The sequence below is a fragment of the Paraburkholderia tuberum STM678 genome, assembly GCF_902833905.1.
Lineage (GTDB): Bacteria > Pseudomonadota > Gammaproteobacteria > Burkholderiales > Burkholderiaceae > Paraburkholderia > Paraburkholderia tuberum.
This window is the reverse complement of the sequence record NZ_CADFGP010000011.1, coordinates 140,555-165,531: the sequence shown is the minus strand read 5'-3', so window position 1 is coordinate 165,531 and position 24,977 is coordinate 140,555. Positions and strand designations below refer to the sequence as shown.

The 24,977-nt window shown below is 61.7% G+C and carries 23 protein-coding genes and 1 pseudogene; 9 read left to right on the top strand and 15 right to left on the bottom strand.

Annotated elements, in window-relative coordinates; all coding sequences use genetic code 11:
- Nucleotides 1-17: 17 nt before the first annotated feature.
- From HWY30_RS12470 to HWY30_RS12460, 3 genes are read right to left on the bottom strand one after another with little or no spacing between them, the layout of a single operon-like run.
- Nucleotides 18-1,475, bottom strand: coding sequence for a hypothetical protein (locus HWY30_RS12470; protein ID WP_176078889.1), 1,458 nt, complete (start codon nt 1,473-1,475; stop codon nt 18-20).
- Nucleotides 1,476-1,493: 18 nt separating this feature from the next.
- Nucleotides 1,494-2,609 carry a glycosyltransferase family 4 protein gene (locus tag HWY30_RS12465; protein WP_090809172.1) on the bottom strand — a complete coding sequence of 372 codons (1,116 nt, stop codon included), beginning with the start codon at nt 2,607-2,609 and terminating at the stop codon, nt 1,494-1,496.
- Between the two features lie 59 nt (nt 2,610-2,668).
- Nucleotides 2,669-4,990: a polysaccharide biosynthesis tyrosine autokinase gene (locus HWY30_RS12460; RefSeq protein ID WP_176078888.1), complete on the bottom strand. Its 2,322-nt coding sequence runs from the start codon at nt 4,988-4,990 to the stop codon at nt 2,669-2,671.
- A gap of 808 nt (nt 4,991-5,798) precedes the next feature.
- Between HWY30_RS12460 and HWY30_RS12455 the strand changes: the two genes are divergently transcribed.
- Together HWY30_RS12455 and HWY30_RS12450 are read left to right on the top strand one after the other, a co-directional pair.
- Nucleotides 5,799-6,731 carry a GlxA family transcriptional regulator gene (locus HWY30_RS12455; protein ID WP_176078887.1) on the top strand — a complete coding sequence of 311 codons (933 nt, stop codon included), beginning with the start codon at nt 5,799-5,801 and terminating at the stop codon, nt 6,729-6,731.
- Between the two features lie 58 nt (nt 6,732-6,789).
- Entirely contained in the window at nt 6,790-7,806 is a 1,017-nt protein-coding gene (locus HWY30_RS12450; RefSeq protein ID WP_090809170.1) for an ATP-grasp fold amidoligase family protein, read from the top strand.
- 152 nt (nt 7,807-7,958) lie between these two features.
- Here HWY30_RS12450 and HWY30_RS12445 read toward each other — a convergent pair whose 3' ends face one another.
- The 5 genes and pseudogenes from HWY30_RS12445 to HWY30_RS12425 form a co-directional block, all read right to left on the bottom strand.
- Entirely contained in the window at nt 7,959-8,666 is a 708-nt protein-coding gene (locus HWY30_RS12445) for a substrate-binding domain-containing protein (RefSeq protein WP_244144889.1), read from the bottom strand.
- A 14-nt stretch (nt 8,667-8,680) separates the two neighbouring features.
- Nucleotides 8,681-9,364 carry a 4-carboxy-4-hydroxy-2-oxoadipate aldolase/oxaloacetate decarboxylase gene (gene ligK, locus HWY30_RS12440; protein ID WP_090809166.1) on the bottom strand — a complete coding sequence of 228 codons (684 nt, stop codon included), beginning with the start codon at nt 9,362-9,364 and terminating at the stop codon, nt 8,681-8,683.
- 2 nt (nt 9,365-9,366) lie between these two features.
- On the bottom strand, nt 9,367-10,392 hold the full coding sequence (locus tag HWY30_RS12435) for an amidohydrolase family protein (protein WP_090809164.1): 1,026 nt from the start codon (nt 10,390-10,392) through the stop codon (nt 9,367-9,369).
- A gap of 71 nt (nt 10,393-10,463) precedes the next feature.
- Nucleotides 10,464-11,260: pseudogene (locus HWY30_RS12430) on the bottom strand (MFS transporter).
- A gap of 522 nt (nt 11,261-11,782) precedes the next feature.
- Nucleotides 11,783-11,929 (bottom strand): hypothetical protein, encoded by a 147-nt coding sequence (locus HWY30_RS12425; RefSeq protein ID WP_167368753.1) that lies wholly within the window; start codon nt 11,927-11,929, stop codon nt 11,783-11,785.
- Nucleotides 11,930-12,148: 219 nt separating this feature from the next.
- Here HWY30_RS12425 and HWY30_RS12420 point away from each other — a divergent pair, with 219 nt between their 5' ends.
- The 3 genes from HWY30_RS12420 (at nt 12,149) to HWY30_RS12410 (ending at nt 14,149) form a co-directional block, all read left to right on the top strand.
- Nucleotides 12,149-12,730 carry a cytochrome b/b6 domain-containing protein gene (locus tag HWY30_RS12420; protein ID WP_090809162.1) on the top strand — a complete coding sequence of 194 codons (582 nt, stop codon included), beginning with the start codon at nt 12,149-12,151 and terminating at the stop codon, nt 12,728-12,730.
- A 3-nt stretch (nt 12,731-12,733) separates the two neighbouring features.
- Complete coding sequence (locus HWY30_RS12415; protein ID WP_090809160.1) at nt 12,734-13,528, top strand: molybdopterin-dependent oxidoreductase; 795 nt, start codon at nt 12,734-12,736, stop codon at nt 13,526-13,528.
- Between the two features lie 219 nt (nt 13,529-13,747).
- Nucleotides 13,748-14,149, top strand: a complete 402-nt coding sequence (locus HWY30_RS12410; RefSeq protein WP_090809158.1) for a DUF3597 domain-containing protein — start codon at nt 13,748-13,750, stop codon at nt 14,147-14,149.
- 250 nt (nt 14,150-14,399) lie between these two features.
- Here HWY30_RS12410 and HWY30_RS12405 read toward each other — a convergent pair whose 3' ends face one another.
- On the bottom strand, nt 14,400-14,672 hold the full coding sequence (locus HWY30_RS12405; RefSeq protein WP_013091148.1) for a hypothetical protein: 273 nt from the start codon (nt 14,670-14,672) through the stop codon (nt 14,400-14,402).
- A gap of 329 nt (nt 14,673-15,001) precedes the next feature.
- Nucleotides 15,002-16,702 (bottom strand): Na/Pi cotransporter family protein, encoded by a 1,701-nt coding sequence (locus tag HWY30_RS12400; protein ID WP_090809157.1) that lies wholly within the window; start codon nt 16,700-16,702, stop codon nt 15,002-15,004.
- Between the two features lie 370 nt (nt 16,703-17,072).
- On the opposite strand from HWY30_RS12400, the gene HWY30_RS12395 reads away from it, so the two are divergent.
- Both HWY30_RS12395 and HWY30_RS12390 read left to right on the top strand, forming a co-directional pair.
- Nucleotides 17,073-17,813: a 3-ketoacyl-ACP reductase gene (locus tag HWY30_RS12395; RefSeq protein WP_090809155.1), complete on the top strand. Its 741-nt coding sequence runs from the start codon at nt 17,073-17,075 to the stop codon at nt 17,811-17,813.
- A 173-nt stretch (nt 17,814-17,986) separates the two neighbouring features.
- Complete coding sequence (locus tag HWY30_RS12390) at nt 17,987-18,391, top strand: Fis family transcriptional regulator (protein WP_090809152.1); 405 nt, start codon at nt 17,987-17,989, stop codon at nt 18,389-18,391.
- 16 nt (nt 18,392-18,407) lie between these two features.
- Here HWY30_RS12390 and HWY30_RS12385 read toward each other — a convergent pair whose 3' ends face one another.
- From HWY30_RS12385 to coxB, 5 genes are read right to left on the bottom strand one after another with little or no spacing between them, the layout of a single operon-like run.
- Nucleotides 18,408-19,736, bottom strand: coding sequence for a c-type cytochrome (locus tag HWY30_RS12385; RefSeq protein ID WP_244144888.1), 1,329 nt, complete (start codon nt 19,734-19,736; stop codon nt 18,408-18,410).
- Nucleotides 19,736-20,152, bottom strand: coding sequence for a hypothetical protein (locus HWY30_RS12380; protein WP_090810418.1), 417 nt, complete (start codon nt 20,150-20,152; stop codon nt 19,736-19,738). The genes HWY30_RS12385 and HWY30_RS12380 overlap by 1 nt, the downstream gene beginning before the upstream one ends.
- Nucleotides 20,149-20,790, bottom strand: coding sequence for a cytochrome c oxidase subunit 3 (locus HWY30_RS12375; protein ID WP_090810416.1), 642 nt, complete (start codon nt 20,788-20,790; stop codon nt 20,149-20,151). Before HWY30_RS12375 ends, HWY30_RS12380 begins: the two co-directional genes overlap by 4 nt.
- 1 nt (nt 20,791) lies before the next feature.
- Nucleotides 20,792-22,789 (bottom strand): cytochrome c oxidase subunit I, encoded by a 1,998-nt coding sequence (gene ctaD / locus HWY30_RS12370; RefSeq protein WP_090809148.1) that lies wholly within the window; start codon nt 22,787-22,789, stop codon nt 20,792-20,794.
- A 28-nt stretch (nt 22,790-22,817) separates the two neighbouring features.
- The gene (coxB, locus tag HWY30_RS12365) at nt 22,818-23,879 is read right to left on the bottom strand and encodes a cytochrome c oxidase subunit II (RefSeq protein ID WP_090809147.1); all 1,062 of its coding nucleotides are present in this window, start codon (nt 23,877-23,879) and stop codon (nt 22,818-22,820) included.
- Nucleotides 23,880-24,198: 319 nt separating this feature from the next.
- On the opposite strand from coxB, the gene HWY30_RS12360 reads away from it, so the two are divergent.
- Nucleotides 24,199-24,672 carry a DUF2778 domain-containing protein gene (locus HWY30_RS12360; protein WP_090809145.1) on the top strand — a complete coding sequence of 158 codons (474 nt, stop codon included), beginning with the start codon at nt 24,199-24,201 and terminating at the stop codon, nt 24,670-24,672.
- Nucleotides 24,669-24,944 carry a hypothetical protein gene (locus HWY30_RS12355; protein WP_090809143.1) on the top strand — a complete coding sequence of 92 codons (276 nt, stop codon included), beginning with the start codon at nt 24,669-24,671 and terminating at the stop codon, nt 24,942-24,944. Before HWY30_RS12360 ends, HWY30_RS12355 begins: the two co-directional genes overlap by 4 nt.
- Nucleotides 24,945-24,977 lie beyond the last annotated feature (33 nt).

Here is a 24,977-nt window from a genome sequence, read left to right as displayed (position 1 = left end):
ATGCTCGCGAAATATCGCTATGCCACTGCCTGCGTCACACGACGCACCACGAGATAAGCCAGATGTTTGGGCGGATTATTACCAGCGCCGTTCACCTGGTCGGGTACCTTGAATCGCACGTTCATCAAATCGTTGTCCCAACTCGATGCAACCGTGTCCGGTGCGCTCGCCTCGCCGCTCAGCGCATCGATGAAATCGACCTGCACCGCGTGGGAGCGCAGCGGCTGCAGCCCGCCGATGGAAATGTTCTGCCAGCCCGCGCTGCTGCTCACCTGCATCACGAGGTCGTTGCCGGAAAGCAAGGCATTTGCAGCAACACCCGGACCGCATTGCAGCGGCTTCGAAAAACTCGCCAGATGCCCACCCGCTGTTTGATGCAACACGACCAAGCTTCGACCGGAAACGTTGTAGGTTCGTTCAGGCGGGCCGGGATGCGTGAGACGAAAAGGTTCATAGCCGTCCCAGTGATAGATCATCGACAGGTACTTGTTCGGGTCGTCCCAATTCCTGCCGAGCGCCCACACCGCGAAGTCGAAGAAATAACGCGGCAAATAGTGCGGGTCTTTCATGTACTCGTTGCCGATCTCCGTTTGCCAGATGCCGCGCGCGGGACCGTTCTTCACATATCGCTGGTACAGCGATTCCATATCGGCAACCGGCAAGTAGTGCGTGTCGACGTAGTCGACCCAATCGAGCATGCGCTCTTTCAAGACCGGACTGCGATATTCGAGCCAGCGGTGGAAGTTATCGAGGCCGCCCTGGTCCGGCCAGCCGCCATACACTACATATGCGCGATAACTGCGAATGATGCGGGCCGCCGGAATATGAATCCGCTCGACGTAATCCTGCATCGCGCGTTCGTACGGTTTCGAGCGTTTTTCGTCCTTGCTGAACTCCGGGCCGTGCCAGAACACGGACTGAGGCAAGCCGCCGGACAATTTGCCGGCCGCCTCGTTCCAGATCTGGAAATAGCGCAGGTTATAAGGCGGCGCCGAATACTTTCGCACCACCGCGTCGACATACTGCTTCCACACATCCACGTCGACGGGTGCCGAATTGCTGTCGCCGGGCACAGTCGCATTCCATCTCGGCGTATAGCCGAGCATCAACAGCGAACCGATTCCATTGCGTTCGTTTCGCAACAGTGCCGGCGGCAGATCGATATCGAACGCCGAGCTCGTTTTGTCGATGCGCATCGCCTCGCCGGGCCGATCAGGTTGACCAGGGCCGACCGTGTCACGGCCCCAGCTAATGCCCATCGCTCGCCACATCTCGATGTCGGCTTCCGATCCGGCCCAGCCGTTCGTGCCGATCAGATCGGTCATCATGCGGGCGCGCGCGTTCGCGGGCGCTGGGTCCGGTACCAATGCGAGAGCGGGCCTGAGAGTCGACAACGGCGCGGCCGCACCCGCCGCCAACGCGGCGAGTGTGCGCAATGCACGTCTTCTGCCAGCACGGGTCTTCATGCGATCCATGTTCGTGCCCACCCATCGCTAGCTCGCGGACGCGCGCGGCGTCAGTTCGGGCAGCCGCTCGCCAGTCTTGACATCGAGGATTTCGAGCACCGTTTGCGCCGCGCGCTCCCAGCGAAACTCGCGCGCATGCAGCAGCCCCGCGCTGCGATAACGTTGGCGAAGACCGGCGTCGCTCATCATCTGCGCGATCTTTGCGGCGATGTCGTCCGCGGAGGTCGCGTCGCAGTACATTGCGGCATCGCCGCATGCTTCGGGTATCGACGTGCGCGCCGACGCGATCACCGGACAGCCGCAATACATCGCTTCCAGAGGCGGCAGGCCGAAACCTTCGTATAACGACGGAAACACGAGGCAGCCAGCGCTCTCGTACAGTGCCTTCAACTCCGCGTCCGACACGAAACCTGCCCACACGACCTGCCGCGAATGCACAGGATGCTCGACGCCTGCACCGCTGAAGATGCGCGGATACTGTTTTCCCACGATGACGAATTTGACGTCGCGCAGATGCCCGAGCCGCACGATCGCATCGAGCACGCCGCGCAGATTCTTGCGCGGATCGAGACTGCCGACGATCACGCAATAGGCGTCCTTCTTCAATTCGAGCCGTTGCAGCACCGATGGGTCGGCAACGATCCGGTCGAAATGATCCGCGCCGGGCGCCACCACTTTCACACGCGATTCGTCGATTTTCAGGTGATGGCAGATCCGCATTTTCGAAAACGTCGAGACCGTCAGAACGATCGGATGCGTGCGCGGCAAGAGCGCGAAACAGATGCGATACCAGAGCCGGAATTTCCTCGAAAAGCCCTGCGGCACGTCAAAGACGGCCATGTCGTGAACCATCACGACCTGACTGTGCTTGAACAGCGGGTTCGTATTGCACAGACTCAGCAGCGTGATGCCGCGGGCGGCGACTGGCAGCGTGATCTGCTCCCACAGCGTGCCGCGCAGCCACGGAAAGCGCCGCTGCGGTTTGAGCAGCGCCCCCGGCTCGACGGCGTTTTGCGGCACGAACACTTCCGGTTCGTCACCGGGCGCGGCGCGCATCTGCATGGCCCGCGTCAGCTCATACGCAACGCGTTGAACCCCCGTGATGGACTGAGAAGTAAACTTTCCGTTGATTGCAAAGGCCATCTGGTTCTCCGTTTTACGCCATCGCGAACGCGCTTTACCGCGTTGGGGTCTCCACACGCTCAGGCGCCTCGCGGCGCTTGCTGTCCGACGTCGTTTTCGCCGAAATCGCTGGCATAGTTCGTTTCGTAGCCATAGTTCTTCGTGCTTCGACGCAGCGGAATGCCGTTGAACACCGCGCCCGCGATGCGCCCTTCCGCGCGTTCCACCTTTCTGAGCGTGTCGGCGATCTCCTCCTCGCTTTGCATGCCCGAGCGCAGCACGAGCAGAGATGCGCCCGCCTCGTTCGCGACGATCGAGGCGTCGGTGACCGCGAGGAAAGGCGGCGTATCGATGATCACCAGATCGAACTGGCTCGACAGCCGCTCGAGCACATCCTTCAGGTGCGGCCTCATCAGCAGCGCGGCGGGGTTCTCCGGGCGCACGCCGCATGACAGGAACGTCAATCCGTCGATGCGGGTCGAGCGCAGCGCATTGCGGAGCGGCAGGCGTTCGGACAGTACTTCGGAAAGGCCTCCACGATTGCTCTCGTTGAATAGCGAGGCGAGATGACCGCGTCGCATGTCGGCATCGATCAGCACCACCCGTGAGCCGATTTCAGCGTGCAGGATCGCCAGATTCGCGGCGACGAAGCTCTTGCCGGCCGACGGCGTGGGCCCGATGATCATCACGATGTTGTTGCGTGCATGCGCGAGATCGCGCGTGACGGCGGTCCGTACGCTGCGCAGCGCTTCGACCGACGTGTCGTGTGGAAAGCGCGCGGCGAGAATCCTGTTCTGGACGCCGGAATCGAACTGAATCTCGTGCAGACTCTTCTGCATCGGCGGATGGGCGCGCCCGGCTGCTGCCGGCAGCGATTTGCGCCCCGCGGTCGCCTCGCGGTCGAGCAGCAGTTGCTGATGGCTGAACAGAATCTCGCCAAACACCGGCACGCTCATCTGGCGCTCGACATAGCGCGGGTCGGTCACGCCGATCATCACGTGGCGGCGCATGAAGACCAACACGACGCCGGACACGATACCGAGCACCAATCCGCCGCCGAGCACGAGAATCGGCTGTGGCATGACCGGCATATGCGGTCTGATCGCGCGATCGAGAATATGCGCGCCGCCCGTCGTGCTGGCGCGGCGCACCTGCAATTGCTCGGCCTTCTGCACCATGCCGAGATACACCGTTTCCGCGACTTTCTGCGCGCGGATCAGATCGACGCTCGCGCGTTCCGACGCGGGCATGCCGTTGAAATGGTCGGAGAATTTCGCTTTCGCTTCTTTCAATTGCGCCAGTTGCTCGTCGACGTTCTGCACCCAGCGGCTCTGTCCCGTATAGCGCTCGAGCATTTGCGTGCGCTGCAATTGCAGCGCCGCGATCTGCTTGTCGAGATCGAGGCCGCCCTGCAAATAGGCTTGCGCCTCGTTGGTCGGCTGCATCGATTGCGAGCGCGAGCGGAAGTTCTTCAGCGCTTCCTCGGCTTTTCGCAATTCGCCGAGTAGACGCGGGAGTTCGCCGTCAATAAACGCGAGCGTCTGCGTGTCGTTCGCTTGCCGGCTCGCCACCGCGGATGCGAGGTATTGCTCTCCCAATGCATTGGCGACGGCCGCGGCTTTGTCCGGACTCTTGTCGCGGTACTGGATTTGCATCAGCCCGGAGTCTTTCACCTTGTCGCCAATCTTGACGAGACTGGTGAAGCGCTTGATGGCATCGAGCTCATTCCAGCGGATCACCTCGAACTTCGTACCCGGCCGCGCATCGAGTTCCTTCACGAGCATCGACACGCCGTTCTGCTTGAGCGGCATGCCGACCGTGCCTCTCGCCAGCAACTCGCCGGACGGGCCGTGCAATTCGAAGGCGCCATTGTCGAGCGCGGTCAAGGTCAGCTTCTCTTCCTCGAGTTCGCGCGGCACGTCGAGCGCGGCGATCTGCACACGCTCGCCGCCCCATGCAAACGATTTCAGCCCGAGCCACGGCGCCGCGGGCTGTCCCGGTGTAGCGAATTTTTCGGCGATGTCGCCGAGAACCGGAAGCTTGTGCGGCTTCACCGAAATGTCGAAACGGAACTGGTCCATCACCGGCTGCAAAACTGCACGGCTTTCCATGACCGCCATTTCGGTTACCGACGACGGCGTCGGTGGCGGCAACAGTTCCTGGTTCTGCAACGCGAGTCCGAGGGCATTTGGCTCGGGTGGGTCCACGCGAATGATTACGTCAGCGGAATAGATAGGCGTGGCAATCAGAAGATACGCGACCGCGAACGTGAGGACGACGACCGTCGTCACCACGATCTCCCAGATGTGGTCGCGCATTAGCGTGAGCATCGCGCGGGCACTGAGTTGTCTACGCTCGGTATCAACAGCGGGATAGAGCGAGTTTTGCGGATAGTAATCCACCGGTCTGATCCTTGCAGGTTGATGAAACAAAACGATCGGCGATCGCTTTGCGTCGCCACGTCGCTATTTATGCCGCCGGCCGGATAGACCCTCGATTGGCTGGCAGCACGGCGAAGCGACGTGCTGTGTCGGGTTAGGTCGGGGAGCCGTGTTCGGGACCTCTCGAACCACGGAAGGCTACACACCTATTGCTTATCCACCGCGGTATTGCCGATTGTTCTTCTCACGAATCAGCAAATGCGAAGCCCGCCATTCACGTAATCCGCGATTGACAATTTCTCTCTCGATGTTGCGCTGAAGCATAGTCCGCAAAGGATCGAGGCATTCGCCGGCGGCCCAAAGTAGGGTGCTATTGGCCGATAATGCGGAGCCCTTTACAAATGAAAAGAAGCCAGAAAGGCTTGTTGCGATCTGCAATTGCTGTAACAGAGTAATACGACAGGCATCGTACATCGCGACAGAACGCCAATTGCACGGCTCAAGTGCCAGGAATGCCCTTGTTATCCCGCAAATCGCGCCGAATCCAAGCCGCTCGGCGCATTCCGCCGATGCCCCAGCATTTCGCTTGCAAGAATCGCGCTAATTGATCGGGAAAAAAATTCCGTGCAACGTTAATTAGTAGCACGCATTTCTGCGAATAGCGAGGTAAGAATTTCTTGAATCCGGACGATTACGCCAAAACACCCACGCATGCCGGCCAAGCTCGTCTCGCCCAAATCGATGCGCTAATCTCAATGCGTAGATTTTCCTGACTGGAGAAGCTCGCGTGATGAAGCACATTGGTCTATTCGTCTTTCAGGATTGTTCGATGGCAAGTACCGGCGCGATCGGCGACGCGTTCCGGCTTGCCAATGAGTTCAAGAGAACGGCTGGCGAAGAGGCGCCATACCGGTTTACCGTGGTATCCGACGGCGGCGGTCTGGTGACCAGTTCGTCCGGCATATCGATCTGGACGCAAGGCCTCGAACGCTACTGTCTCGCTGATTTCCACGCGCTCTTCGTGGCCTGCCGCGACGTCACCGAAGTCGCGGAATCCAACGACCGCTTTCTGTCGTGGATCTCGCTGCAAGGATCGATTGCGTCTTTCGGCATGCAACAGGGTGCGAATCTCGCGGTCGTCTGCAACGATCCGCTGCAATCGATCGTGCCGATTTTTCTGTTCGACGACAGCGGTGACGCCGCGCGCACGCAAAGCAATGTGACGCCGACCGATCTCGCGCTCGCGCAGATCGAACGCGACATCAATACCGACACTGCCCGCAAGATCGGCCGCATCCTGCAAAACGGCTACGCCGAGAAAAGCCGCTCCGAGTTCGACGACGTCAACATCACGACGACGACGGAGAAGATTCGCGAATCGGCGCGCTGGATCAAGGAAAACTACAGCAAGGCTATTTCGGTTGCGCAGGCGGCCGAATCGGTGGCGATGAGCAAGCGCAATTTCCAGCGCCGCTTCAAATGCGAGTTCGGCATGACGCCGCTCGAATATCTGCTGCGCACACGCTTCGAGATCGTTCGCTCGATGCTGAAGAACACCGATCTGCCGGTCGACAAGATTGCGCGCCGCTGCGGAATGGGCGACGGTAATCGGCTTGGGCGGCTATTCAAGGAGCGCTATGGCATGTCGCCGACGCAATTCCGCGCGCAACAGCATGTGGATGCGGACGAACGCTGGCTGACGCCGGAGGAAAGCTGGAGTGCCGCGACCGAGATGTTGCGGCAAGCGCCGCTGACGCTTTGATTTCAATTCCCGTTACTCCGAGGACGACTCGTCGACTCGACCGCAAAGGGATTAGAACATGACGATCATCAAATCCGCCGAACTGGCCGCGCAGGATGCGGCCGTCGCGCCGAAAAACATGGCCTCCCTACAGTCCGGTGACAGTGCTCTGGCTGCGCCCTGCGAGCAGCCGGGCTTGCACACCGGTGCGCATGCGGCGCACGGGCAATCGCCATCTGCCGCGAGAAAAATCAAGGAAGCGGCGAAAACGCTATTGCCGGACGCCCTTTTCTTAAGCCTGTTACATCACAAATGCATTGGCCGCTATCCGAACCTGATTCGTCCGGTGACGTTCAATGAGAAGATCCTGCAGCGCAATCTTCATCCTGATCCGCGCTATATCGACCTGACCGACAAGCTTCTGGTGCGGGAATATATTGCCCGGAAAATCGGCGACAAGCATTTGATACCGCTGATCGCAGCGCCCGATGCATTCACGCCCGAAGTGTTCGACGCACTGCCGGATGCTTTCGTAATGAAAGCCAATCACGGCAGCAGCTACGTCGAAGTGGTGAGAAACAAATCAGAGACCTCGTTCGAGAAGCTGAAGAAGCTCGCCGACCAATGGTTGCGCAGCGAATTCTATTACGTTGGGCGCGAGCGGCACTATCGGACGATCGAGCCGCGCGTTTTCTTCGAGCAGTTGCTGCTCGATCGGCGCGGCCAGATTCCGGCGGATTTCAAAATGCACTGCTTTGGCGGCCGTCCTGGCGGGCCGATCATCTATATCCTCGTGATCTCGGATCGATTCGGCAACGCGACGCACGGCGACGTGTACGACGCCGACTGGAATCACCTCGATATCGCAATCGGCGACTACAAGCGCAGCGCGTTGCCCGCTCCGCGCCCGCCGCATCTACAGGCCGTGCTCGATGTCGCGGCCCGTCTGTGCGAAGACTTCGACTATGTGCGCGTCGACCTGTATGCGCCGGACGACCTCGTTTATTTCGGCGAACTTACATTTACGCCCGGCGCGGGCGTGCTGCCCTTCACGCCGGACAGTATCGATTACGAGTGGGGCAAGCTGCTGGCTTGAATCCGCTTTCATTCGTAGCGTTTTGCCTCCTCCATCCGATCGGGCGTGCCGGTCGGCGCTGTCAGCGTTTCGAAGCCGAGCATGCGCTCGCGCAAAGAGATGGAGGCGGAAAAGGCAAGGACACAAGCCTGGGCGGCGAGCGCCGCCCGCCATCAAGCCGGTGACATGCCGTTTTGCAGCTTTGCGCCGTCGGCCTCGCGCGAGGCCAGAAACGCCAGCAACGCCTGCGCTGCTTCACGCTGGCGCGCCACCGTGCAGATCGCGGCGGTGAAAGTCGTGGTGGACTGGGTGGCGGCCGGAAGCTCGCCGAGCACGTCGATGCCCGCCACGTGAATCAATTCGCTCATCTGCTGAAAGCCGAGCGCGACTTCTCCGCGCGCGACGAGCGTGCCGACCGGCACACCCGGCGGCGCCTTCACGATACGCGAAGCGATCTGCCCGCCAATGCCCCAGCGTTCGAACAGCTTCAGTAGATGCGTGCCGCTCGGCCCCGTCGAGTAACCGATGCTGCGCGCACCGAGAATCGCGTCGCGCAGCGCTGCTTCAGACGCGATGTCCGGGTGCGTTTCTCCGGCCGCGACCGCGACCGCGATGCCGGAGCGCGCGAGCCCGACGCGGCTCGCCGCCTCGACACAACCCGTCACCACGAGCCGCTCGATCGCGTCGGCGGCAAGCACGACGATGTCGAAGACTTCGCCATCCTCGACCCGGCGCGCCGCATCGACGCCGCCGACCGATTCGATGGCGACGCCCTGCCCCGTGCGCCGCTCGTAGAACGCGGCGAGTCCGGCCAGCACCTGGCGCATGGCCATCGACGAAATGCCGGTGATCGGCCCGCGCGTGGCTTGATCGTTGATCATTGCGACCACGCCTGTCAGTCCTTGTAACGCAGTCCGGCCTGCTCGAGCGGCCCGCGCATGTTGTACATGTCGAGACCGAGCACCCCAGAGGCGAGTTTCGCGCGCTTCCCGGCTTCATTGGCCTCGCGCGCCGCAGCCTTGTCGAGCACGGCTTGCGCGGCGGCCGCCGGCACCACGACCACGCCGTCCTCATCGGCAACGACGACGTCGCCCGGTGTGACCAACGCACCCGCGCACACGACCGGAATGTTCACCGAGCCGAGCGTCGCCTTGACCGTGCCTTTCGCGGAAATCGCCTTGCTCCAGACCGGGAAGTTCATTTCGCTCAACACGCTGACGTCGCGCACGCCGGCGTCGATGATCAACGCATGAGCGCCGCGCGCCTTGAAGCTCGTGGCCAGCAGATCGCCGAAGTAACCGTCGGTGCTCTGTGCGGTGACGCCGGCGACGACGACGTCGCCCGGCCGGATCTGTTCGGCCGCGACGTGCAGCATCCAGTTATCGCCCGGTTGCAGCAGCACCGTGACGGCCGTGCCGCTCGTGCGCGCGCCGGTATAGATCGGGCGCATATACGGTTGGAGCAGGCCCGTGCGGCCCATGGCTTCATGCACGGTGGCCGAACCGAGCGCGCCGAGTTTCGCTGCCACCTCCGCATCCGCGCGCTGGATGTTGCGATAGACGACTCCGATTTCATACATGATCACAGCCCCTTCGTTTTCAGCAACGCGTCGAGACGCGGATAGACGCGCCGCGCGTTACCTTCGTAGATCTTGTAGCGCTGCTCCGGATTCATATCCGCGGCTTCGACGTAGCGCTTCGTGTCGTCGAAATAGTGACCGGTTTCCGGATCGACGCCGCGCACCGCGCCGATCATTTCGCTCGCGAACAGGATGTTGTCCACGGGAATCACGCGCGTGAGCAGGTCGATACCCGGCTGATGATAGACACAGGTGTCGAAGAACACGTTGTTCAGCAGATGGTCTTTCAGCAAGGGCTTTTTCAGTTCCTGCGCGAGGCCGCGGAAACGACCCCAGTGATACGGCACCGCACCGCCGCCGTGCGGAATCACGAAACGCAGCGTCGGGAAATCGCGAAACAGGTCCGAGGTCAGGCATTGCATGAACGCGGTGGTATCCGCATTCAGGTAGTGCGACCCGGTGGTGTGGAAGCACGCGTTGCAGCTCGTGCTCACGTGAATCATCGCGGGAATGTCGTACTCGACCATCTTCTCGTAGATCGGATACCAGGAACGGTCCGACAACGGCGGGCTGGTCCAGTGGCCGCCCGACGGATCGGGATTCAGGTTGATCGCGACATTGCCGTACTGCTCGACGCATTTGACGAGTTCAGGAATACAGGTGGCCGGATCGACACCCGGACTTTGCGGCAGCATCGCGGCCGGCACGAAGTTCTCGGGAAACAGCCGGCTCACGCGATAGCACAGTTCGTTGCAGATCGCGGCCCACGTGCTCGAGATTTCGAAGTCGCCGATGTGGTGCGCCATGAAGCTCGCGCGCGGACTGAAGATCGTCAGATCGAGGCCGCGCTCGCGCATCAGTTTCAACTGGTTGTTTTCGATCGACTCGCGCAGCTCGTCGTCGCTGATCTGCAATTCCGACCCCTTCGGCATCCCGGAAGGACTGTTGATGCCTGCGATCTGGCGGTTACGCCACGTCTCCAACGCTTTCGGCGCGGTGGTGTAGTGTCCGTGAATGTCGATGATCACCGTGATTCCTCAGTAGATGAATTTATCCAGCGGCGCCCGCGAAACGCACGCGCGCCGCGTTGCCTCACGCCTCAATGCGCGATATTCGGCTGCGCCACCGTTTCGGCGCCGGCCACACGCTGGCTCACCAGGATGGCGATAGCGGCGAGTGTGGCGGGGATCGCGAGCATCGCCAGGATCGCGCCGAACTGCCAGCCGAAGCCGAGCAGCGCGCCGCCGATCGCCGAGCCGAAGATACTGCCGAAGCGGCCCATGCCGAGCATCCAGCTCACACCAGTCGCACGCGCAACGGTCGGGTAGCGGCCGGGTGCAAATGCGTTCAGACCGGCCAGCCGTGAACCGGAATCAGCCAGCCGGCCGCGAAGCCGATCAATGCCGAGCCGAGATTGAAGCCCGTGAACATCACGGTGATCAGCAGCGCGCGCTTGCGTTGCGGTGCGTACTCGGACAGCAGCGTCGTCGAGTTCGGCATCGCGGCGCCGAGACCGACACCGCTGAGCAAACGCAATGCTGCCATCGAAAACGGCGATTGCGCGAATGCAGTCGCGATCGTGAACACGCCGAACAGAAACACCGACGTAATCAGCACCCACTTGCGGCCGATGCGGTCCGATGCCGGACCCGCGAACAATGCGCCAATCACGAGACCGATCGGCGCCGCGCTCATCACGAGTCCGAATTCGGGGCGCGAAATCGCCCAGTCATGAATGATGGAAGGCGCGACGAAACCCATGATCGCGACGTCCATGCCGTCGGCGGTCACGATCAGAAAACACAGCACGACCAATAGCCACTGGTAGGGCGAAATCGACCGTTCGTCGATGAACTTCTTGATATCAATCCTGTTACCGCTGGTAGTACTGGTCATCAAAACTCTCCTGTCTCCTTCATTGGTCTCATCGCGCGCTCGAAGCGGGTTAGCTTCGCAAAGTACGTCGACTCCGTCTCCATCGTGGCGATGGGCTCCTACACGGCTTACTCAAATAACTGGCATGAAGGTACGTTTCGTCCTTCGCGGGCCAAAGCGCGGGTTAACCATTGGGTCGATGCGAGTATCCGCATTCTCAGCGTTCCGCATAGCATCGGCGAAGCCCGTCCGATTCGCGCAAAGCCCCGCTGGACAAGCGTTCAAGCCAGAGCCACGGCCCTTCGAAGCGGGCTTTTCGAACGCCTGCCGGTGCACACCCCGATAAACAGAACAGATGAAGCGGGAATGAACTCGCATAGAACGGCAGTGAGACGCCCCGCTTTTCCGATCAACATGGATGCGCCGCGCTGGTAGCGGATTTGCCCCGCGCAAAAAGAGCACAAAAAAAAGCGGCATGACCGTGCTATGGCCATTCCGCTTCGGGCTGAGCCGGCCTCGCGAGACCGGCCGGCTGGTACTCAATTACCGTTGTGCGCTACCCGGCTCAGGGTGCTGCGACACCCCTTCCGCGCTGCAACCTTCGAGCCAGCGTCCGTCCGTAGTCAGGAATGTCGTATGCTGCGTTTCCCATGCGGCGGGACGGCCTTCCTGCGCGATGTGCATCGTCATTGAAAGTCGATAGCAAGAACGAAAAGATTTCAGACACGACGGAATAACCGTCGATCGATCGCGATACCGCTTCGGGCGCAATGCCAGTCAGACGCTCGCAGCGTACCTCGTCGCCCGATCCTGCCTGCGGCCCCATACCGGCGCCGACGGCATCCCGTTGACGGCTTCCGCGGCACCGGAATGATTGTCAACGAGCATGGAGTGGTCTTGAGGCACAACATGGTTCAACCCGGATGGGTGCGAATTACGCACTGGATCAATGCCGTCGCGGTCGTGCTGATGGTAATGAGCGGCTGGCAGATCTACGACGCGTCGCCGATCTTTCCCGCAATTGAGTTTCCACCTTCGATCACGCTTGGCGGCTGGCTCGCCGGCGCGCTGCAATGGCATTTCGCAGTGATGTGGCTGCTGGTCGCCAATTTCATCGTCTATCTGGCGCTGAATCTGGCGACCGGACGCTTTCGACGCAAGCTGCTGCCTGTCCGGCCGAAACAGTTGGTCGTCGATCTGCTCGCTGCGCTGAGCGGGCGCCTGAAACACGACGACCTCGCGCACTACAACTCGGTGCAAAAGCTCGCCTATCTCGTCGTGATCGCCGACATCCTGCTGATCGTGTTGTCGGGGCTCGCCATTTGGAAGTCGGTGCAGTTCCCACTGCTGCGCACGCTGATGGGCGGATATGACAACGCGCGCGTGGTGCACTTCATGTGTATGAGCGTCCTGGTGGCGTTTTTCGTCATTCACCTCGCGATGGTTGCGCTCGTGCCCCGCTCGCTGCTGTTGATGCTACGCGGACGGTAAATCATGACGATCCGAAAACGAACCGCGCAACAAGGCACCTTCCTCGCGACGCATGGCGAATCGATCATTCGCGATGCTCAGCGCGAACTCAAATCGCCTGCGCGCCGGCTGTTCGGCCGGCGGCTGCTGACGTTAGGCGGCATCGCGCTGCTATCCGGTTGCGATCTGACCGACGACAAGGCGGTGAATACCGCGCTGCGCCGCATCTCGTTCTTCAACGACGACGTGCAGGCACTGCTGTTCGATCCGAACAAGCTGGCACCCACGTATCCGGCATCGATGATCACACGGCCGTTTCCGTTCAATGCGTTCTATGGCGTCGACGAGGTGCCCGAGATCGATGCCGCGACCTACCGTCTGCAGGTCAGCGGCCTCGCGCACGGCAAGCGTACGTGGACGCTCGACGAACTGCGCGCGCTGCCGCAGGAAAGCCAGATCACGCGTCTTATCTGTGTCGAAGGATGGAGCGCGATCGGTCGCTGGGGCGGCGTGCGCTTTTCCGAATTCCTGCGCCGCGCGGGCGCGGACACGAGTGCAAAGTACGTGTCGCTTCATTGCGCGGACTACAACTACTGGACGAGCATCGACATGCCGACCGCGCTCCACCCGCAGACGCTGCTCACGCTGACTTACGACGGTGACGTGCTGCCGCCGAAGTATGGTTTCCCGATGAGGCTGCGTGTGCCGACCAAGCTCGGCTTCAAGAATCCCAAGCATGTCGTCGCTATCGAAATCACGAACCAGTATCCGGGCGGCTATTGGGAGAACCAGGGATACAACTGGTTCAGCGGCTCGTGACGCAATGATGTTTTTCTCGTTCCATCAACCACGCACAGCGTCATGTTGACGTGACGCGGGCTAAGTCGTGTCAGGATCATTGCGCGCGGACCAATACGAGCAGTCGACGGGTTGACAAAATATTACGTTTTTCACCGTGGTAGATCGCGTAGCATAGTGGGGGTATGTCCTGCGAGCGCCCCCACTCGCATTCGTTATTCAACCGCGGAGATTTCGGAAATGAGTATTTTTGGTGACATCGTGCACAAGCTGTTCGGCAAAGCGAAGCCGGACCAACCTCCCCCCGCGACAGAACCCACCCCCGACCCGGCCGCCGCGCAAGCCGCGACGCCCAGCGCTCCCGCCGCGCCCGCGCCGCTGACCGACGTCGACGTGGCCGCCGTGATGGATCAACTCGTCAGCGAAAGCGGACAGACGTTGAACTGGCGTACGTCGATTGTCGACACGATGAAGGCACTCGGCGTCGACAGCAGTCTCGAACACCGCAAGCAACTTGCGCAGGAATTGAAGTACAGCGGGGACATGAACGACTCCGCGAGCATGAACATCTGGCTGCACAAGCAGGTGATGCAGGCGCTCGCGGCAAACGGCGGCAAGCTGCCGCCCGATCTGGCAAGTTAAGCAGGACGAAGCAGGCGTTTCGCAGTAAGCGAGGCGCCGTGGAAGTCGAGCAGTAAAAATCAAACCCTCAGTCCAGGTTGCCCGGTCGAAGCACGAAACCGGGCAACCGGACACTTCTCCGCTCGGCAATCAATGCTCACACAATCGACTATCGAGAGCGCGCACTGCACGCGCCCGCGACAGCACGATTGCCATCAGCCCACGTATCGAAACGCGGGTGACGGAACACATTGCGATGGAATAGACGCGGCTATTGCGCCGCGGTGAGCTTGAGTCCCGGCCGCAACGGCTGGGGAGGCTCCAGAGGAGCCTTGCGTTCGTCCGATACCTGTTCGATTCCCTTTCTCGTGACTTCTTCGAGGAAGGTCAGGCGAGCCCGATAGTAATCGGCACGCAGCTGTGCGTCGAGCACGAGCTGTTCGGCCTGAAACAGTTCCATGCGCAAGTTGTTCAGCGCGCGTTCGGCCTGTTTCTCGGGAGTAGGAGCATGTTGTGAAGCCCAGTTAGCAAGCCACCTTATCATGGTGAAGCCCTCCTTGAGTTCAATGCTCTGCTGCGACAAAGGCTATCAAATTATGGATGCGGCGTGTGTTAAATCGCTTCAGGCGTTGCTTATTGTGCGAGCTACCGTGGGTCGTCGCACGATCGACTTCACCGCCGCGCCTTGACTACTGATACCACAACACGCGCGAGGCGAAAAAAGCCCGCACAGCAAAGGCGGGCAATCCCACTCTCTTTGAAAGCGTGTCACGAGGATGACACGCCACAAGTTTAGAGCTCGTGCAACCCCAACGTCCGTGTGCTGGCGATCACTTTGCGCGAATATATCGATCTCCAATCATGCGTCGCGCGTTATTGCAGCTCTTGAAGCGCTGCCACATTTTTCGCAATGGCCCGCGCGAACTGCGCGATCTGCCGGCCCTGCTCGATCAGATCCATGGCGATCCGGAACGTGACCACGTCCGCCTTGTCCGCCAGTTGAAGCTTCGCGAGCACGACCTGACGCGCGGTCGCGGCGAGCTTGTCGATGCCGGCCTTCGCGTCGACGACCTTCGCGACCTCTTCCGGATCGCTCGTCGCAATCGTGCGGATCGCCTGCTCGAGATTGCGGATCACCGCCTCGGAAAACTGCGTGGTCGCCGCATCGCGCAGACGCAGCAGATCGATCTGCTGCGTCATTCGTTGTTGTCCGACCGTCATCAGCGTCATGCCGACAATGCCGCTGATGCTCTCCAGATGACTCGTGACCTGCGTATAGCCGACCACCTGCTGACCTTCTTCCTCCGAGTGCTGCCGCTGCGACAGGCGGCCGATATATTGAAGAATCTCGAAGGCCAGCCGGTCGCTTTCCTTGTCCTGATCGAGCATCTGATTGATCTCTTCCATCGTGCCGGTCGACACTATTTGCGAGCCGCGTTGCACAACGTCGAGCACCTGCGCGCCGAGCCGGGTCAGCTCGATACGCACGCGTTGCAGTGCAAGCGCCGGCACCGCCAGCGACGTCTCGTCGAGATACTGCGGATCACCCGCGGGTTTGGCGGCCTTCGCGCGCTTCGGCACGACCAGTTGCGCGAGCCGCGCGATCGGACCGGCAAACCAGATCAGCAGCAGCGTGTTCGCCACGCTGAACAGCGTATGCACATTGGCTACCTGACGCGGCGCTTCGGCAGCGAGGCGCGCAAGCCCTTGCAGTTCCGGATGCGACGGCGATATCCAGCGCACGACCTCCGCCATCTGCGGAATCAGGAAGAGCGCAATCACGACGCCGAGCACATTGAAGATCAGATGCACGACGCCGACCTGCAACGCTTCCGGTGGCTTGCCGATCGAGGCGAGCAGTGCCGTGCCGCAGGTGCCGACATTCGCGCCGAGAATCAGCGTGATGGCGGCTTCGAGCGGCATCAAGCCCTGGCCGCTCAACGCAATCACGACCGCGAGCGTCGCCGCCGAGCTTTGCACAACCGCGGTGAAGACCGCCCCCACGATGACGCCGACGAGCGGATTGCGCATGTCCTGCATCGCGTCGATGAACGGCTGATAGGTGCGCAGCGGATGCGTGGACTCGCCCATCAGCTGGATGCCCATGAACAGCAGTCCTAGCCCCATTACGACGCGTCCGATCTGCCGCAGCAGCTCGCGCGGGGCAAACGCGTGCAGCACGAAGCCGATCGACAGCATGTACGGCGTCAGACGCGAAACGTCGAAGGCGATGATCTGCGCGGTGATGGTCGAGCCGATGTTCGCGCCCATGATCATCGGCACCGCCTGGGTCAACGTCATCAGGCCGGCGGACACGAAACCGACCATCAGCACCGTCGTGATGGTCGACGAATTCAGCAGCGCGGTCACGACGGCGCCCGCCACCACGCCGCGAAACCGGCTTGCGGTCAGCACGCCGATCAGCGACTGCAGTTTCGATCCCGCGATCGCCTTCAGGCCGCCGGTCAAGAACTCCAGACCGAGAAGAAACAGCGCGAGGCCGCCAATCAACAGCCCGAAGATCCCAAGGAAGTTCAACCTGTCGGGATCGATGTCAGCAAGATAGTCAGCCATCCTGATGCGCCTCTGATGATCACACGAATAGAGCGGGAGCGAGGGACGGCTTCGCGCCCCGCATCGACGACCGTGCAGGCAGCCTGCCGCACGGTGTCCGGGGCAGGTACTTAAGGCTAAGGGTAAGAGGAAGACGGCGCGCAGGCAAGGACGGGAGGGCGGCCGGCAGTCTCGAGCGCCCCCGGAGTTCGCAAAGCATGCAACCCGCAATCGACGTAATTCATTGCCCCGTCAAGCAACGATTCCACCCCTGATTTTGCAGTTAACCCGTAGGTGAAAATGCCCATCGTCCCAGCCATTGGCCGCTGCCAATAATAGGTCCATCCTCCAATCAAACTTGCTCAACTCACCCAAACAAGAAGGAGGACTTATGGCAAACCGTGTTGCATACGTAACCGGCGGCATGGGCGGTATCGGAACCGCCATTTGCCAGCGCTTGCACAAAGAGAACTACACCGTCATCGCGGGCTGCGGCCCGAACTCGGCGCGCAAAGCCCGATGGCTGGAAGATCAGAAAGCGCTCGGCTATAACTTCGTCGCATCGGAAGGCAACGTCGCGGATTGGGAGTCCACCGCGAAAGCGTTCGAGAAGGTCAGGAAAGAAGTTGGTGAAGTCGACGTGCTCGTCAACAACGCGGGCATCACGCGCGACGGCATGTTCCGCAAGATGACGTTCGAAGACTGGGAAGCGGTGATCGACACCAATCTCACGAGCCTGTTCAACGTGACCAAACAGGTCATCGAGGGCATGGTCGGCCGAGGCTTTGGGCGCATCATCAACATCTCGTCGGTCAACGGCCAGAAAGGCCAGTTCGGCCAGACCAATTATTCGACCGCAAAGGCCGGCATTCATGGCTTTACGATGTCACTCGCACAGGAAGTGGCGACCAAGGGCGTGACGGTCAACACCGTGTCGCCGGGCTACATCGGCACCGACATGGTCAAGGCCATCCGTCCGGAAGTACTGGAAAAAATCGTCGCGACAATTCCGGTACGGCGTCTCGGCACGCCGGAAGAGATTGCGTCGATCGTCGCGTGGATCGCGTCGGATCAAGCGGGCTTTGCGACCGGGGCGGATTTCTCGCTGAACGGCGGTCTGCATATGGGCTAACGGGAACGGCGCCGCGTCGCGCGCGGCGCAGCCGTTTTCCGTTATGGACGTTGTCAGGTTCCGTGATGGTGTAGCGGCCGGCGCGAGCCGGCCGCCTCAGTGAGCTTATGACCAGAAAAGCGAGCCCTACTCGCACTGCACCCGCGAAGTCGCCGCGCACGCACCCGAAGGCTATGCTGCGCCCGATCGTACCTGCCAAAGCAGGCGAAATTTCGCTCGACTATCACATGACGCTCGAGGCATTACGCAGCGGCGTCGCCAATCAATATCACGTCGGCAGCATGGCGCAGGCCATTTACATGGCGATGCTGCTGAATCAGCGCGGCTATGGTTCGGCCGTACCCGAGCTGTTTCGCGACGCGGAGGGCGCAATTCTGCGCTGCCGGCAGGCGGGACTCGAAACGGGCCTCTGCGTGGTCGATCACGACGCCTACGCGCTACTCGGTCAGGTTCTCACGCTCTTCGATCAGCAACTCGCGGCGGCGCCAGTACGGGAGTTGATCGCGGTCAATGCGAAGCTGAAGACGCTGTTCAGCGCCGCCAATGGCCACTGCGACGGTGACGAGAACACCGCATGACGAGGCGCGTTGGCATTTACTTGCGCAATGCGCCGCGCACGCTCGACACATCGTTTCGCGTGACCGGTCCGGCCATATTTCCCCATGTGGTCCGAACAAACGTGAGCACGCGGGCCATTTCGGTGTCCGTCAGCTTGCCGGCGAAAGACGGCATCTTGCGCGGCTCCGGTCCCGACTCGGTATGCGGACTGCCCCCGCCTTCGACCAGCAGGCGCACCAATGACGCGCTCGACGCCGACAACACCGCGGGGTTGCCCGCGAGGCGCGGATACTTGTTCGGCACCCCCGCCCCATCCATCTGATGACAGCGCGCGCAATACGATGCGTAAATGCCCGCGCCGGGTCTTTCCACATCCCCGGTTTTCAGCGCCCGTACGGTTTGCTGCGCGGCGGCGGAGCGGGCGTTGAAATAGCCGCTTGGCGCGCGCGGCGGCAGGCTCTTCAAATACGCGGCGATCGCCGCGAGATCGTCGTCGTTCAGGTACTGCGTGCTGTCTTCGACGACCTGAACCATGCTGCCGAACGGGATGAGTCCGCCGCCGTGGCCGTTTCGAAGGAACTCGACGATGTCGGTCGCGGAACTGCGGCCGAGCCCCGAGCCCGGGTCGGCGCTCAGGTTCGGCGCGAACCAGTGATCGTTGGTGCCTCCCGTCAGATAGGCCGATGCCGACTCGTCATAGCCGCGCTCTTCGTACGCCGGTCCGCGCGGCGTGTGGCAGGCGCCGCAATGGCCGAGCGATTGCACCAGGTACGCGCCGCGATTCCATTGCGCATCGCGTTTCGCATCGGCTTTGAACTGGCCTTTCGGCGCGAATGCCCAGTCCCAGAACATCAATACCCAGCGCTGATTGAATGGAAACGGCAAGCGCGTTTGCGGGGCGGGCGCCGCGACCGGTTGCACGCCGTGCATGAAGTATGCGTAGAGAGCATGCATGTCGTCATCGGTGATCTTCGCGAACGACGGGTACGGCATCGCCGGATAAAGCCGCTTGCCCCCGGGCGCGATGCCCTCGCGCAACGCGCGTGCGAAGTCGTCATAGCTATAGCGGCCGATGCCGTATTGCGGGTCCGGCGTGATGTTCGCCGTATAGATCGTGCCGAACGGCGAACCCATGCCGAGGCCGCCGGCAAACGGCGGCGTTGCTTCAGGCGCCGCCCCCGGATGCGGCACGCGCGGCGCGGCGGTGTGGCAACCGGCGCAATCGGCGGCTTTGGCGAGATATGCGCCGCGCGCGACCTGCGCGGCGTCGGTGGAGGCGCCGGCGGCGTTTGCGGTCGCTGCTATCGTCAGCGGGCATGCGGCCGCGATGGCGAACCTGAGCGCGTTGAGAACGTCGCGCTTCATCACCACCACCTGCATGGCGATACGATCGCGACCGCGGCATCCGTTGCGATCAATGCGAACAGAAACAGCGTGCTGCACATCACCGCGACGCGCGTCAGAAACCAGTCGAGTTCGGCACGCGTGCGGCGCTCGCCGTTCAGCGCACCGAACTTCAGTGGCGCGACGCGGCGCAAATTGCGCCACGCGACCCACGTGCCGAACGCGCCCGCGATCAGACACACGGTGCCGAGCGCGACGAGCGCCGGACGCATCCACGACACGAGCGGCGCGCCGAGCGGATGGTTGTACGGATAGCAGGCCTGCGCCGCGAGCGCTTCCGCGAGCATCATCTGCAACAGCCACGCGAACGGCGCCGCGAGCAGACCGATCAGCACGTAGGGCATCGAGATGTGCGAGTCTCTGGGCGCTGTCGTCACGACCACTCCCGGAACAGATACGGCGTCAGATACAGCGTGCTGAAAATGAACAGCCAGACGACATCGACGAAGTGCCAATACAGCCCACCGACCGACAGCGCCGCGCAGCGTTTGTCGTCGAAATAGCCGAGCGCGGTCCAGATCGCCAGCAGCGTCAGCACGACGATCCCGACCAGTACGTGCGCCATGTGAAAGCCGGTAATCGTGAAGTACAGCGAACCATAGAGATGCGAGGTCAGCCCATAGGGGTGGTTGTGCCATTCGCGCAACTGAATGCCCAGGAAGATGCAGCCCAGCACGATGCCCACCGCCATCGACGCGACACCGAGCCGCAATCGCCGCCGACGCACGCAGCGCTCGCAGAACCAGACGAACACGCTGCTCGATAGCAGAATGACCGTATTGGCGCTGCCGAGCCCGAGCTTCGGCAATCCTTCCGGCGGCCAATGCTGCTGGCTTTGCGAGGCCAGATACAGATACGAGAAGATCAGATAGCCGAACAGCGCGCCTTCGGTCGTGATCAGCGTGAAGCAGCCCCACCAGCCGCTCGATCGCTCGCCCGCGCTGCCAACCGGCAACGCACGCGCGGTCTCGTCCGGTTCGCTCGACGAGCGATTGAGATCCAGTGCATCGCTCATGTCAGCCTCCGGCATCCTCGACCGCGACCGGCTCGCGCTGGATCAGCGCGCGCTCGGGCCACAGCCACGTGATGATCGAGACCGCGCAGCCGGCCAGCATCGCCCCCACGAACACCCAGGCGGTCAACGCGAGCCCCGCGAACAGTAGCGCGGCAAAGACCGCGAGCCAGAACGGCGCGTACGAATCTTCGGGCATCTTCAGGATCACGTCGGGACTCGCCTCGAGCGCGGTCGTGCCCAACGCTTCGCGACCTTGCGCGAGCAGATAGCCTTCGTCGAGTTGCGAGCGTGTTTGAACCGCGTCGCCCGGCTCTTCGATCCGGCCTTCCCACAACGGATGCCGGCTCGCGAGCGTCGGCACCACCGCGAAGTTGTACGGCGGCGGCGGCGAGCTGATCGACCATTCGAGCGTCGGCGCGTCCCACGGGTTGTTGCCGGCGACCTTTCCGCGCCTCAGGCTCACCGCGACATCGATCAGAAACAGCAGCACGCCGGCCGCAAACAGGAACGAACCGAGCGACGTGACGAGATTCACCGTGTTCCAGCCCATGTCGGCGGGATACGTGTACATGCGGCGCGGCATGCCGAGCAGTCCCGCGATATGCATCGGAAAGAACGCGACGTTGAAGCCGATGAAGAGCACCCAGAACGCGAGCTTGCCGAGACGCTCGTTCGTCATCCTGCCGGTGAATTTTGGAAACCAGAAGTAGATGCCGCCGATCACCGGAAATACGTTGATGCCAAGCAGCACGTAGTGCAGATGCGCGACGACGAAGTACGTGTCGGTGAGTTGCCAGTCGAACGGCACCGCGGCCGTCATCACGCCGGAGACGCCGCCGATCACGAACAGCAGCACGAAGCCCGCAAAAAACAGGAACGGCACGCGATACACGGGGCGACCGGTCCAGATCGTCGCGACCCAGGCGAACGTCGCGACCGCGCTCGGCACCGCGATGACCATGCTGGCCGAGCCGAAGAACGACAGCGCGAGCGCGGGGATACCGGTCGCGAACATATGGTGAATCCACACGGCAAAGCCGACCACCATCGTCGCGACCGTCGCCAACGCGACCGGCCCATAACCGACCAGCGGCCGGCGGCAAAAGACCGGCAATGCATCCGACACGATGCCCATGGCCGGCAACACGACCACGTAGACCCACGGGTGCGCGAAAATCCAGAACAGGTGCTGCCAGAGCAGCGGCCGCCCGCTATTGAGCACGTCGAAGAAATGCGTGCCGATGCGGCGGTCCATCCACAGCATCAGAAACGCGAGGCTCACCGACGGCACCGCCAACAGATTGCCGGCCGACGCGGTCAGCGTGCCCCACACGAGCACCGGCACGCGATCGAGCGACATGCCCGGCGCGCGCATCCTCAGCAGCGTGACGACGAAGTTCATCGCGCCGACCGTCGTCGAAATGCCGAGCAGCACCATGCCGAGCGCGTACACGTCGATATTCGGGCCGTTGCTGTACTCGAGGTCGGACAGCGGCACGTAGTTGAACCAGCCGGCGTCGGGCGCCTGTCCCGTCGGAAAACTCGCATACAGGAAGATGCCGGAGAACAGGAACACCCAATACGACAGCGCGTTCAGGCGCGGAAAGGCCATGTCGCGCGCGCCGAGCACGAGCGGCCATAGATAGTTCGAGAAGCCGGACAGAACGGGCAGCGCGTACAGAAAGATCATCGTCAGTCCGTGCATCGTGAACAGCTGGTTGTACTGTTCGGGCGTCAGCACCGTTGCGTTGGGGCGCGCCAGTTGAACGCGCATGATCAGCGCTTCGACGCCGCCCATCAGCAGAAAGATGAACGCGCTCACCAGGTAGCGCAAGCCGATGGTCTTGTGATCGACCGTCGAGAACCAGCCGCGCCAGCCGGGCCGCGACTCCCAGATTTCGCGCAGCCGCTTTTCCTGCTCGCTGCCGGGCTCGACACGGCCGCGCCGCGGCGTGCGGGTCAGCGCGGGTAGCGAAGCGGAAGCGGGATGATCGGACATTGAACGGGCTCCTCGAGTGCGATGCGCTTCAATGCAGCGTCGCGAGATACGCCGACAACGCGGCGGCCTCGCTGGTGGTCAGCGCGATACTGGGCATCAATGCATCGGGTTTGATCCGCTGGGCGTGCTCGATCCAGTCGAGTAGATGGTCGGGCGTGTTGCTGAGCGCGCCTGCCGCGATCGTGCGACGCGAATCGAGATGGGTCAGATCGGGCGCCTGCACGCCAGTCGCCTTGGTGCCGCGAATCGTATGGCAACCCGCGCAGCGCTCCTCGAACAGATGCTGGCCGGCCGCGACGGCCGCGTCGCCCGTGGGCACGGTGGCAGCGCGTCCCTGCGCGTCGCGCCACGCGTTGAACGCCGCGGCGTCCTGCGCGATCACTTCGAACGCCATATGCGCGTGCTGCGCGCCGCAGAACTGCGAGCACTGCCCACGATAAATACCGGGACGGTCCGCCTGCAGCCACTGCTCGTTGGTTTGGCCTGGAATCGTCTCCGTCTTGCCCGCGAGTTGCGGTACCCAGAATGCGTGCACGACGTCCGCGCTTTTGAGTTCGATCTTCACCGGCTCACCGACCGGAATATGAATCTCGTTCGCCGTGGTGAAGTTGCGGGCGGGGTTCGGATCGTCGCGGTAATCGGCTTTCCACCACCAGTCGTAAGCGGTCACGGTGATCGTCAATTGCGGATCCGACGCGGGCGACGCCACCGATTCGAGCGTGATCAATGCATAGACCAGCATCGCCAACAGCACGACCGACGACACCGCGGTACCGATGAACACCCAGCGGATGCCGCCGGGCTCGGCGCTCAGCGCATCCGGTTGCGCCACGGGACGCTTGCGGACCATCGCGCCGATCAACAGGCCAGCGACGATCAGCGTGACCAGCGTCACGATCGCGGTGAAAACCCAGCCGAGGTACAGCGTCGGACGAGCCGCCGGGCCGGCCGCGTGCAGGAAGTAGTTCAGCGGCGCCACCGCGTTCGCGTGTGCGGAGTTGGCGAAACCGATAGCCAGCGCCGGCAATAACGTGACGCTGCCGCGCGTGACGCGCCGGCCTGACGTTCTGGATGCTTCCGCTGCTGCCACTGAGAACCCCGCTGACAGTGATGACCTTTCGACACGCGCCGTCCCCTGCGAACGAGGCGACGTCCGAGCACATCAGCAAAAATCAGGCCGCGTCTGCCGAGGGTGCGGGCGTGAGGTTCGCACTGACTCGAACAGGTCAGCAGAAGGGTGCATTCGCTCGGTTATGCGAACGCGTAGACGAGCTGCTGCGTAGGCAGGAATTGTCGGTGCGGAAAATTTTTTAATATTGGCTTTCTCAATATAAATCGCCTTTAAAATGGCCGTTCGGCATAACTGAGCTATTTCTTATTTCACACTTGTCAGCCGATATGGAGGACTGATGCTTCAATGCTCATTCAAACTGAATAATAAACCGATGAGTGAATTTCGAATTGGCGCGCTAGCGTTTCCCGCGTACTCTGGGCAGGAAGGTTATATCAATAGGGCGGCTGGAATGTGCACGCCGAAGTATGGCGCCATTCCCGTCGGCAGGTATTATATTTTTGACCGAAGGTCCGGAGGCATTCTTGGGCCATGGAAAGATCAGCTTAACCTGAATGGCAATAACAAGAGCGAATGGTTCGCGCTCCACGCTATCGACGGCGATATTGATGACGACAAACTCTTATGCGACGGAATCATTCGCGGCCGATTCCGATTGCACCCAAAGGGAAGATTGGGGAAAAGCGAGGGCTGCATAACTATCGATCAACTCGCGGACTGGCGTCATATCCGTTCAATACTAACCGATACGCCGAAAGTTTCAGTTCCCGGTTCGGAACTTAAAGCGTACGGTGAAGTGATGGTGAGATGAGAAAGCTCCTAATCTGCCTCGCGGTCGGTTTCGGCTTACTGCTCGCAATCTTTGCCAATGCGCTGTGGTGGATGATGAATCCCGAAGCGCCCTTGAACTTTTCGAACCCGATATGGAAATTGGCGGTTCGTCTGTATGGGGTCAAGACGGCATATCAAGAATCCGACCTGGCCTTCCTCATGTCGTCGGCCGCAATCGTGCTAGGGTTCGCCGCAGCTGTGCTGGTTTTCCGGCGGAGCAGGAAGCGTGGTCAGCGAAAGCTTGACGACTAGCCATCTCACGACGGGAATAATCGCTGTTGGCGC